The sequence below is a fragment of the Paenibacillus sp. AK121 genome, from assembly GCF_019042715.1.
Classification (GTDB): Bacteria; Bacillota; Bacilli; order Paenibacillales; family Paenibacillaceae; genus Paenibacillus; species Paenibacillus polymyxa_C.
This window is the reverse complement of record NZ_JAHPJM010000002.1, coordinates 514,127-527,141: the sequence shown is the minus strand read 5'-3', so window position 1 is coordinate 527,141 and position 13,015 is coordinate 514,127. Positions and strand designations below refer to the sequence as shown.

At 42.9% G+C, this 13,015-nt stretch carries 6 protein-coding genes; all 6 read right to left on the bottom strand.

All coding sequences use genetic code 11. From position 1 onward, the window contains the following. Positions 1-4: 4 nt before the first annotated feature. Positions 5-3,142, bottom strand: a complete 3,138-nt coding sequence (locus KSP24_RS05690; protein WP_129550105.1) for an efflux RND transporter permease subunit — start codon at positions 3,140-3,142, stop codon at positions 5-7. A gap of 350 nt (positions 3,143-3,492) precedes the next feature. Further along, positions 3,493-7,506, bottom strand: a complete 4,014-nt coding sequence (locus KSP24_RS05685) for an S-layer homology domain-containing protein (protein ID WP_216974664.1) — start codon at positions 7,504-7,506, stop codon at positions 3,493-3,495. A 190-nt stretch (positions 7,507-7,696) separates the two neighbouring features. Further along, a complete protein-coding gene (locus KSP24_RS05680) occupies positions 7,697-8,827 on the bottom strand; it encodes a glycosyltransferase family 4 protein (RefSeq protein ID WP_013373415.1) in 1,131 nt (376 codons plus the stop codon). A gap of 137 nt (positions 8,828-8,964) precedes the next feature. Further along, the gene (locus tag KSP24_RS05675) at positions 8,965-9,726 is read right to left on the bottom strand and encodes a WecB/TagA/CpsF family glycosyltransferase (protein ID WP_040102711.1); all 762 of its coding nucleotides are present in this window, start codon (positions 9,724-9,726) and stop codon (positions 8,965-8,967) included. A gap of 8 nt (positions 9,727-9,734) precedes the next feature. Next, on the bottom strand, positions 9,735-10,871 hold the full coding sequence (gene csaB / locus KSP24_RS05670) for a polysaccharide pyruvyl transferase CsaB (RefSeq protein WP_216974663.1): 1,137 nt from the start codon (positions 10,869-10,871) through the stop codon (positions 9,735-9,737). Next, complete coding sequence (locus tag KSP24_RS05665; RefSeq protein ID WP_216974662.1) at positions 10,847-12,862, bottom strand: DUF5693 family protein; 2,016 nt, start codon at positions 12,860-12,862, stop codon at positions 10,847-10,849. The genes csaB and KSP24_RS05665 overlap by 25 nt, the downstream gene beginning before the upstream one ends. Between the last annotated feature and the right edge of the window lie 153 nt (positions 12,863-13,015).

Sequence of the window (13,015 nt, the reverse complement as noted above, 5' to 3'; positions counted from 1 at the left end):
CACCTTATATATGAACACTTTTTTGTAGTTTCGCTTCTTTTTTCAGTTGTCTCTTTTCTTGTCTTTTCAATTTGCGATTTTTACGTTTTTGAATGATATTGTCCAAAATAACATAAACAACCGGAATAAGAATCAGCGTGACCAAAGCTGCGAAGGATAACCCGAATACAACAACAACCGCCATAGGAGCTTGTGTCTCATTACCGTCACCTTTAGCAAATGCCATAGGAATCAAAGCAAGTACGGTAGCCAGCGTTGTCATCAAAATCGGACGCAACCGCTCAGATGCCCCATGAATAATAGCTTCATCTCGATCTTCGCCTTCTTTTCGAAGCTGAATAATGAAATCAATCATGACAATTGCATTATTTACGACCAAACCGACGAGCATGATGTAACCCGTAAAAGCCGAAACACTAAGACTCGCTCCCGTTACCACTAGACCGATAAGTACACCGATTAACGTAGGCGGAATCGAAAACATAATAACAAACGGTGTGAGCAGAGATTCAAACTGTCCTGCCATAACCATATAAATCAGAACTACAGATAGCAGAATAGCTATCCCTAAGTTTATAAAAGACTCCATCATTTGTTCACTTTGCCCGCCACCCGTATCTGCACTATAGCCTTCTGGGAAGTGAGTACTCTTCAAAAGAGCATCTATTTTCTGTTTGACGGTTAGAATGTCCCCTGATCCATCAATATCAGCAGAAATCTGTACTTGACGTGTCTGGTCTTCACGGGTGACACTATCCGGTACAGCGCGTTTATCAATACTTGCTACCGAAGATAAAGGCACATCAATCCCTTGTGAAGTGGTAATACGTAATGCTTTCAAATAGGACCAGTCATGTCGATCCTGCTCAGGCAGAGATATTTTCACATCGATTTGATCATCACCTGTGCGATAGCTTGTTGCAACAGATCCATTAAAGGAAGTATTTACAGCAGATAAAATTTGGGTTGCTGATAAGCCATATTGACTAGCAAGTTCTCGATTAACGGTAATCTCATATTCTTCGCGAACCGCATTCAAAGAACTTTTTACATTGACCGTTCCCGGTATGCTCTTTACGCCGGCAACGAGATTGTCGGAAAGTTCCCTCAAGACGTCCATATCATCGCCTTTTAGGTTAATATTAACCGCCGCTCCAGTCGAAAGGCCTGTTGCAGACTCCAGTGTAATCTCTGCATCCGGAATACTATCGAATTTCTTGCGAAGGCCTTCAACTACAGCGTCTGTTGGCTGATGCCCATCCTTCAGCGCAACACTTAGTTCTGCCGAATTGGATGGAGTTGCCCCTGAATAACCAGAAAGACCACCAGCACCAACAGTCACTGTCATTTTGTCCAGATCAGGAACTTTCAGAATTTCTTTCTCTATACCTTGAACAACTCTTTCAGTCTCCTCTAGAACTGTTCCATTAGGAAGTTTCACTTTCACTGAGAATTCCCCAGTGTCGGATTCAGGAATAAATTCAGCCTTAACCATAGAAATCAGAGACCCAGCTGCCACAAACATTAATACAGTAATGATTAAAACAGATTTTCGATGATTAATTCCCCACTTCAGTACACGGCGATAACCACCCTTAAATTTCTCAAATCCGATATTAAACCACACAATAGGGTTAATACCTTTATAAGTACCTGAAGAATATATGGATTCATCCGGTACTGTAGGCATCCAACGCGAGCCAAGCATTGGCACAATCATAAGGGATACCAGCAAGGCTGCTATATGGGAGAAGATAACAGTTAATGCCAACGGTTTAAACATAACTCCTGCAATTCCGTCAACAAAAACAACCGGTAAAAATACTACAATCTGTGCAAGTGCAGATGCCATAACCGCATTGCCCACTTGCTTGGAGCCATCAATTGCCCCTTGTAGCATACTTTTCCCTTCATGTCGCTGCCTAAAAATATTTTCAATGATAACAACGGCAAAGTCGACAAATGATCCTAACCCTAGAAGCAAACCGCTCAATGAAATAACATTAATGGTTTGTCCAGTGAAATACATCATCATAAACGTTGCTACGAAGGAAATTGGAATAACGATCGCAGCAATAATAGTAGAACGTATACTGTTCAAAAATAATAGCAACACAATAGCTGCGATAATAAGCCCCAATATAGCATGTTCTATTAGTGAGTGTACGGAGTCTCTAATAGGCTTGGAAGCATCAGTTACCATCTCCAATTGTGTTCCAGGAGGCAGGTCCTTCCGTATCGAATCCAAACTTTCCTTCACAGAATTAGCGATTGAAAGAGTATTTCCACCAGTAGCCTTAGTAACAGAAATATTAATACTTGGCTTCCCATTATAGGTAGAAATAGTGGTGACTTCTTCTACGGAGTCTTCAACTGTCGCGATATCCTTCAATTTCACGCTTCCCTTACCTACAGGAATTGGCGTTTCGCCCATTTCTGAAACAGCTTTATATTCACCTTGAACGCGAAGTTGAATTTGTGTATTACCACGATATACAGAACCCGCAGAGCCAGCAACATTATTAGCCGATAGGGCCTGTCGAATTTGATCCAGCGTAATGCCATAGCTTTGAAGCTTGGCCTGATCTACAGTGATCTTTACGAGTCGTTCTTGACCACCTGACATGTTGGCTGCAGCTACTCCCGCAATTCTTTCAAGCCGCGGCTCGATAATATCTTCAGCAATAGGCTTCAGCTTGTTAATATCCTGGTCTCCTGTAAAAGCGAGGGTAATAACTGGCGTTGCATTGAGGTCCACTTTTAGAACACGCGGCGAATTTGCCGTGTCTGGGAGAGATCCTCTAACGGTATCAACTTTATCCCTCATGTCGAGGGTTGCTTGGTTCATATCTACTCCCCAGTTAAATTGAATCATGACCATAGATGATCCTTCTGAAGACTCGGACGTGATTGTATCCACGTTCTCGATAGAAGCCAGACTCTTTTCAATAGGTTTAGTAACCAATTCCTCAACCTCAGTAGGCGTTGCGTTTGGAATACTGGTCACCACTGCAGCGTAAGGTAGCTTCATATCTGGCATATACTCGACAGGAAGCCTTAACGCAAAAATACCGCCCCCGATTAACAAAGCAACAATTAACATAAATACTGTTACAGGACGGCGTATTGAAAACTGAGACATCTCATCACTCCCCACTCACTTCTCTATGTAATATTTAAGCACACACATCCTCTACTACGATGAAATAGGCGTAAAGTTTCAGATAAATGCGCAAAAAAAACATATGCAAAAATAATAAACACATTTTGAGATAAATTCTTAAAAAAAAGCAATTAATACACCCATTTAAGACAAAGCTAAATTAAAAATGCCGTAATGCTTCTCCAAAGTTTTCATCTCATTGATATTATGGCATAGGCCCGTAATTCCAGTCAAATAGCTGATTTATAAAAAACATCCCTCTCATGTATATGAAAGGGAATTTCCATTTCTCATGGAGGGATGTTTGATAATTTCAGGTTTTTGAATGATTAAATTTTAGGAAGCAGTTTTTTATCAGCCATAACTTTAGCTACAATAATTGCTGCATCTCCGCGCAAGGTCAAGGATGTAGGATTAAACATATATCCTTTTTTCAGATCACTTGCGTCTACAGGCGACCCTGTGATAAAGCCTTTCTTAGCAATAGCCAATACAGATGCTTGTGCGTAGTAATCGATCTTGTCCGCATCTTTAAAGGTCTTGGACAGATTTTTCATGATCTTGTCATGATCTGTTTCCAGCTTCAAATTCAATGCCTTGGCGATAATGACTGCTGCATCTTGACGTGTGATTACATCTTCCGGCATAAAGATTCTTGGTTGCGAACCTTTGACAATACCGGCACGCGCAGCTGTTTCAATATAACGATAATCGTAGAGCGCATCTGCGGATATCGTATTTGGAATAGACACGTCGTCGAAATGCTTCGCTCCACTGAAATTAAGCGGAATTTGCAGACCTTTGACAATCATCGACGTGAATTCGCCTCTTTTAATGTAGCTGTCAGGTCCAAAGCTATTAATTGGATCCATCGGGTTCATAACACCCTTAGCCAAGATAGCTTCGATATAATCTCTAGCGTATTTGTGCTTAATGACATCACTATACGTTTCCCCAACCTTAGCGACTACATAGTAGCCGAAACGGTCAAACGGTACTTTAATGGTATGTTTCTTCGGATCCACCACACCACCAATGTTCTGCCAATCCTTCAAATCAGAATCAAAATAGAACACTGTCATTTGTTTCCCTGCATCCTGAGCAATACTGCTATCATACGTCAGCGTCAATGTAGCACGCTTGGAAGGTACTAGCTCGTTAGACGGGTCACGCCAGTAAAAGTTTTTGATCTTGCTGCTATCATTTTGTGATTTGTTAGCCAATTGATAAGGATCGGCACCATACGTTACCGGATCGTAAGCATCTGTTTTGATATCATCTGCTGTACCTGGGTCAATCCAGAATACTGGACTGGACTTGGTAAAGCGACTTGGGAAATCTCTGTTGAAGTATTTACTTCCATCTGCAATCAAGCTCCGCATGTCGGACAATGCTTTTTCAGTTTCAAATTCATGACGGTCTACCACACCATCTTCGCTATTCGCGATCGCAAAGTACAAAGTATGGCCAGAGAAAACCTGGTTTTTGAATTGCTGTGGTTGATCGTAATCCCGACGAATCAGGCTCGTTCCCTTCGCGAACGCAAGTGTAAGATTACCATCGAACACTTTGTGCGATGTTTTCATCGCTTCCATGTACTGCTCGCCAGGAATATTAGTAGGCACATATTTAACAGTAATGGTCTGTTTTAATTTTTCCTTGCCTACTGTAACCACTACATCAATTTTATTATCTTTGTTGGCTTTTAGACCTGTAACGATGGCTTTGTAGGTTGATGGGTAATCAACAGTACCATCATAATCAGAATCAAAACCTTCTTGAACTGCTTTTTCCTTACCTACCATAACACTATCTGCATTACCTGCGTTCACAACAACTTGCACAAAGTTTTGATTCACGATTCTTTTTTCAGGAAGCGGACGCAAGATATCAAAAGATGTGGATTGACCGGATACTTGCAGTCGGAAAGTAGCAAACGGTCCGCTCTTGCCGCTGTTGTACAAGGTAATGTTATAAGCTACTGGCGTTCCATCTTGCGAAATAGTTTGGTTTTTCAATACAAAACTGAAATACTTTTTGTCCGGATGGTAGTATACGAGCAGGTCTTTCAAATCTTTGCTTGTAAACTTATCCGTAGTAGCACCAGAGTTGTATGCAGTTTTGGCATCTTCCGCTGAGAAGAACTCGTTATTCAGCGTCCAGTTTACCTCACTGTCGTCCGAACCTTTAATTTCTAAAATGTATTGATCTTTATTGGCAATATCACTTAACGAACCACTCACCTGATCCGCTTTACCCAAATCAGCAAGACTGAAAGTACCAAAGATATTGATATTTTTCAGCGATGTATTGTAGTTAGTGTCATCTACTTTAGTGAAGTTTGCATCTTTTGATTTCGGTGCAATTTCGCTATATTTCGGCGTATTGCTCAGACCGCTAACGGGTGTAAAAGGAATAATTCCTTGTGTGTTTGGAACAGGAATTACTGGAATATTCGTTTGTGTAAAGTTTACTTTTACCGTATTGCTATACTCGATGCCTGGCTTGAACACAAATTTGATTTCATTATTTCCGTTTGCCAGTGCGTTGGCAGCCGCATCATAGGAGGAAGCAGCCAGCTTAAAGTTCGCTCCTGAGCCATCAAGATCAACTAATACGTTGTTCACATACAAGAATACATTTCGGTTACTGCCAGTGTAGTGAATATCAGCTGCATTACTCACATCCAGCAATTTACCTTTAAAATAACCCAATTGATCCAGTTTGTACGTATTTAAGTTTGCATTCGATGTATTCAACGGAATTTGTTGACCATCATAAATCGTATCGTATTTCATGAATGGCCCCTGCAATAAGTTTACAGTTGCCTTAATCAATTTGCTTGAGTCATTCAGGTAGAAATTCAGGACGTTTTGTCCTTCTTTAGGCAAAGTATCTACATAAGCGACAACTTTCTTCACTTGTGTTGGCTTACCATTGATTGTTCGAATCACATCTTGGGCTGGACCCACGGGATTAACGGATACACCAGAAAGCTCGTTAATTGAACCAGGTGTACCATTAACAATGATAAATTCCATACCTACAGGTACAGATGGGGCATCAGTAGTCTTGTTCTTCATAGAACTTCCTGTTAATTTCATGGCTTCATCTAGGGCAGCCGCTTGATCAGACCCGCTACCCTTGATTCTATTCAACAACTGATTATTAAAATCAGGGAGAAAGTTCACGTCATCAATATAAGGCTGAGTGCTGCTGCGCAATGTAAATTGAACCGCAGATGCATTGGAACTCGTTCCATTTGCAAAACCTACACTCAGAGATGCACGAATCAAGTGGTCGGTTACGATGCCATCAGGCACAGTTACCTGGAACGGATATAATTTGTAACCAGTAGATGTAACAACATTTGCTGTATCAATCGTAGCATCAATTCCATTGGTATCACCAATTGCGCTACCGTTATTACTTACATCCGTAAATCTAGCATTAATTTTGCTCACTACTGGATCAGTTGCTCCGGAAGGAACCAGAACATTACCCTTTAAAACCACACCGCTTGTAGACGATACAGTAAAGTCAGGTGAAGTCGTCAGATCAGCAGACACATTTCCGTCCTTGTTCAAAGTCAAATCGGAAAATTCAGGTTTACCCGTATAAATCGTGATTTCACGCGTAACCGTAAGAGCCTGAGTTCCGTTACCCACTTTAATCGTCACTATATTTTTACCCGGGCTGAGTACAACACTTCCTGTTAGCTTATAGCTGGTATAGGAGTTAACAGTATACGTATTGCTACTTTTTGTAGAAGTAAGCGTTACACTGTCAGCATTAGGCGCCGTACCTTGAATGACTACTTTCACATCATCCGTACCGCTATTTCGTGCGTCTGTCAGTACCGCCGTCTGATTCTCTACTAACTGCTGGGTTTCACCATTCAGTGTGGCTGACAGATCATACAGCTTGGGTCCATCCTGATACTCAATATAAATGGAGTCCTTCATTTCAGCCGAATTTTGACTACTTTGGAATGTAATTCGGTTCAAACCAGGAAACAGTTTAATGTCTGAAATTTGAATTGCAGAGCCATTGACCGTAATTCCGCCCTTTTGACTCTCATTTTTATTAACTACGTTAAGGTTTGTTCCATTTTTAGAGAGTTGGAATACACTATACGATATAGTACTTCCATTCACTCCGTTAATCGTACCGTTAACTGTAACACGGTCGGTATTTACCATTCTGGCCGAATCCGCATCATATTTTTCATTTGGAAAAATGAAATAAGTTCCTGTCGCAGCATGAGCCGTACCTACCAGGGCCGCCGGCACCAAGCCAATGATGAGACCAACCGTCAGCAACATGGATAGCAATCGTTTCAAATCATTGTCCTCCTTTGATTCTGTCGCACCTTGGGGTACGTAATCATTCATTACTTTTTTTATCGGTAGCAAACATACAAAAAATTAGAAAATTCTCAAAAAAGGAGGGAGTTTTTTTACAGCAAACATTAAAAAAGCCTTCAAACCTGCGGTATACCGCTAAGCTTGAAGGCTTACATTTAAATTAAAATTATAATTTCGATCGCGTCTGGGAATCTGGTTTAGCCAACAACCGAATTAGTGTGTTAAGAACAGGACGTTTGGTTTTGCCAACGAGACCAATAACTTCTGCTCCGATCTGTAGGAAGAACATCATGATACATATCACGACAAAGGTGACCCAGTTTGCTTCATTAAGCGCAGCCGACGATTGGATAACGGCTAATATACCGAAAAATACAGCAATACCGTAGATAATCAACACCGTCTGTCTGTGACTGAAGCCTAGTTCGCGCAAGCAGTGATGCAAATGGCCTTTATCCGGTGAGAATATCGGTTTTTTCTGCAACTTGCGACGAATAATAGCAAAGAATGTATCTGACAAAGGTACACCGATAATAATCAATGGCGTAATAAATGATACGATAGCAATTTGCTTGAAACCAAGCATTGAAAGCATAGCTAGAGAGAAACCTAAAAATAAGGACCCTGTATCACCCATAAATATTTTTGCAGGATGAAAGTTAAAAAATAAAAATCCGATAATACTACCTAACAGCACAAGGCAAAGCATCGCCACCATGTAATTGCCCATTAGTAGTGACATCACAGCGATCGTTCCAATCGCAATTCCTGAGACACCTGCAGCTAGTCCATCCAGACCGTCAATCAAATTGATAGCATTGGTCACACCTACGATCCAAAATATCGTAAGCGGAATGGAAATCCAGCTTTCTAAAGAAGAGTATGCATCCTGAAAAGGTACATTTACAAAATCCACACGAATATCAAAAGCAAACACGACCATACATGCCACGGCAATTTGAGCCAAAAATTTCAATTTTGCATTAAGATCAAAACGATCATCGAGAGCACCAATCAGTGTAATCAGCGTACCGCCAATCAGAAAGGCTGCAATAAAGTTAATATCCCGCGAGGACAGCATTCCGTCAGGCACAAAAGGTAACATCGCCAATAAGGACAACAGAAATGCCAAGAAAATCCCCAGACCGCCAAGACGCGGCATAATTCGGGTATGTACTTTTCGGGCATTCGGCACATCGACGGCTCCAACCTTCACAGCGAATTTCTTGACAAGCGGCGTAAGTAACAGCGCAAGTCCCAGTGCCATGATGAAACCAATAATATAGATCAATAACATTTGATCATTCGACCCCCAATTTTAAAGCAATGCCTTTTCAGATGTAACCGCATTGAATTATACTCTGATCAAAAATAAATACCAAGCCTCATATTCTGGCAAATTAGCGGGTTTTAAAGGCAGATTCAAGCTATTTATCACACTTTTGTGACGTTTTCTTTTTCACGCATCACTTTCACTGCGAATTTCGGCAACGCAAGCATTCTTTTGTAACGACTAGGCTCTTTTAGGAGTCTATATAACCACTCAGCTCGTAGCTTTTGAAACAGTTTAGGTGCGCGTTTTGTTTTTCCTGATATAACATCGAAACTACCGCCGACCCCCATCATCACCGGCACGCCCAGTTGTTCCTTATATTTACCAATCCAAGGTTCCTGCGTATCAGCTCCACGCGCTACAAACAACAAATCAGGGTTCGCTTCACGAATAGCCCTAATCACCGCTTCATCCTCGTTAGGACCAAAAAAACCATCGCGCTTGCCACAAACCGTAATTCCAGGATAAAGCTCATGTACCCGCTGAGCGGTCGCTTGAATCACTTCAGGCGTTGATCCAAGTAAATAAACTTTCCAATGATAGTTTTCTCCAGCTGCGAGCAATTCATGTAACAAGTCAAAACCTGCCACCCTCTCGGGTACAGGATGTCCAACATAGTTTGCAGCCCAGACCACACCAGTTCCATCTGGAACAATCAACTCTGCCTGCTTCATCACATTCATATACACTGGATCTTCCAATGCAGCCATGACCATAATCGGATTGGCAGTGATCACTTGATGGGGGCGGCGAGACTTCACCGCCTGAATTAATACATTTAATGTATCTTTCATATTAAGCCTTGATACCTGAACACCGAAAATCGGGACGGTAGGCACACTCGTAACCTTATCAACTGTCACTGTATCCATCATCCTTTGCGACACAAGTAATTAACGATATGCTGTGCTGGTAAGCGAGCCTCACTTTTTAACAAAGCAATTGCTGCCCCTTGGCTCTCGATCCATTGACTACGCTGATCCAGCAGCCGCATAGACTCGTTAGCCAGCTTTTGCGCATCCAGTGCATCTGTAGTACCAACAGGCTGGCTACCAACACGGCTGAGGAAATGATCAATTTTGGGATCGTAGGATATACCCAACGGGGGCACTTGATGGGACGCTGCATAGATTAAGCTGTGCAGCCTCATCCCGATCATCAAACTGCATCTGCTGACCTCCAAAAGCATCTGTTGAGGATCGGTAACTTGGTCACACATACTGACAAGGCTTCCTGTCCCACTAATATCCCCCAACAAATCCATTACCATCCTTGAAGCCTGTTCATCGTCAGGTAAATGGAATGGTAAGAAACGCAAGTGAACACGGCGTTCCGCAGCTAATCTTTTTAAGCCGTCTGCAATAGCCGTTAAATCGCGTTGTTCCTTATCCCAGTAGCGTACAGAAATGCCGACGACTGGGAGTTCATCCTCATCAGTCTCAGTTGCAGCATCATGCAGCTCGGAACCGGAGGGCAAAGGAAGCCCCATTACAGGATCAGGAACAACCTCGACAACCGGACGTTTCAGTTTCATGGTACTCAGCAAAGCAGCAGATTGCTCATCTCTGACGGAAACATATTCACAGCGTTGAAATACAGCTCGGATCATAGGATAAAATATCTTCCGTTGTACTGGGCCCATGCCCTGAGCGTATACAAACGTTGGCTTTCCAGCCCATTGAGCCAGTTTCAGAATCGCCAGATAATACGGAATGCTTTTAGGGCTTGTAGCATCCTGGAGCAGACTCCCGCCGCCACTAATGAGCCCGTCACTGTTTTTAATCGCTCTCCGCACTTCCCCCAGGCTCATACGCGGAACAGCTTCTACTCCGTACATTTTCTGTGTCCAAGCAGGGTCAGAAGATAGAACAACAGGCTTGATCGTAATCCCCGCCTGACGGCTTTCCTCTTCTAAAGCAGTCAATATCGACTTGAGCACCGCTTCATCCCCACTATTGTGAAACCCGTAATAACCCGAGATTATTATCGTTTTAGCTGTGGTGACCATTTCTTCCAACATCCTTCCAGCACTTGCCACACGACAATTGCGATGATTCCCAGCACCAATCCAAATCCCAATCCCAACAGCCCACGACTAAACGAGAGTGCTGCTGGAGAGTGAATGTGAGCAAAGGTATCGACCATCGAGGCTTGACCAATAGCAGCTATGATCAGCAAATAGATTGCTTTGCGATATTTCAAAGCCAGGAATGCCCCTGCAATAAACAGTGGGTGAGCCATTAAGAATTCCTTATTGCGCGGACGTACACCAAACGCATTCTCCAGGAAGTTACGGAAAACCAGCTCGGTGTTCGACACCGTACCTGCGTTTCCAGTACGAGTCAAATAGTAGTAGCCAGCCGCTGCGATAACAGCCAGTGCGATAACCCACAATACAGTAATCGGCGTACGTAGCAGTTTGGTGATTTCCTCCCGTATAGAAACGCCACGATAAAAGAAAATATAAATCGCCGCCAAGAAGATCGGCAGAATGTGAAGCAAGCTTACACCTCTAAATTGGTTTAACACCAGGCTGTAGGCAATGCTGTTCAACAGCGCAATAACAAAAGGCACTGCAGCCAGCGACAAGATCGCTGTCTGTACGTACAGTATAAGCGTGCGAGTCAATCGTTGACCTACAGAAAGTTCAGGCCCCTGTTCACGTTTAATTCTGATCGTACGCACTGCAATGATCATTGCAACCGTAGGTCCGCTAATCGCTGCAAGCAGCGCCAAACCTTGTTCCATCAGGCTGGAGTTCAAAACATAAAGCCCAGCAGAACCTACCAAACCGAGTGCAAATGCCAGCAAAGTCAATGCCGGAACGAAATAGGACACCATAATGGAGAAGAAGGCTAGTGCACCCAGTACGACAATCATTTTGAGATAGCGCTGAATGGAGGAATCGACCACTTGGAACGGTTCAGCTTGTCCAAGTTCAAACCCTTTTTTCTCCATTCGTTGTACAGCGTTGCCCGGTTTGTCTAAGCTGTGGATCAGGTTATCAACCGAGTCTTTCACCTTGGCCTCAGCAACACTGCGGCTAGGCGCGGTATTCAGATACAACATGCGAATATTCCGATCCTTGGTGGCGAGTGCAAAACGATCGGCCAACGTTTCCACATCGAGTGTTGAATCTTTATCACTTAGTGAGTATAGACGCACAACATTATAGTGGATATCGTAAGCGAGCTTATTGAAGCCTGCCTGCGGTTTCTTTAAGTTTTCGATAGCAGCTAGGCCGATATCGTATTTGTTCAGCAATTTAGCAAATGCCGCTAAGCTATGCTCTTTCTCGTTATCAGTAAAGCCTTTGACTGAATCCCCTTCAAACAAAATGCGCTTTACACCATTTTGCTGAAAGGAAGCCAGCATCTCTTCCGTCAACTCCTGGTTATAGGGAAGGCTGTCACTCATGCGTGGAACAATAAAAAAACCTTTACTCCGGAGCTGCTTCATAGCAATCGGGTCAGGCTGCATAGGCTTGAGATACGCATCCTCTGGGGATGTTTCCACAACAAGCCCTTCCTGTCCCTGATAACTCCACGGCTTTACGTTGATGCCCAGACTTGTAAACGTACGTAAAATTAACGGCTTTAGTGCTTCAGCATTTTCTTTGTCAGCGAAAACAACGTACGTAAAATTCTCATTTGCAGGTGAAAGACGTTTTTCCAGATCCGCAACATTCTGAGTCGTATAAGTTACAATGCGGCCCGCTTTACGGAAATCATCCAACGTACTTTCATACATCGCCATGCTGTTCACACCAGCCTGTTGTAAGCGGTCAAGCTGCTCATTCAGATAGTCCTGCGGATGAGCCTGATACGAAGCCGCTTCCGTCAAATCCCGATAATCGAACACAATCTCTACTTTTTTACTCGAGGATTCTGTCTTTACACGATCGGCGATAACTGGAATGGAAGCCAGCAAGCCAACCGCAACCAGAATCCACAACCATTTTCGAGAAGCTGTATTCCAATACTGCCATTTCTGATACACCAAAGAACCTCCTTAATATTCGGGATTTTGCAAAATTCAATGCTGCCCACCTTGCCATTCTACTCTTGAGTAGGCCACTCATTGAATTTTGCAAAATCCTCCGTTGCCGGAATAAGCCTATTTTTCCAAAGCCTCTTCCAGGTTATTCTGCAA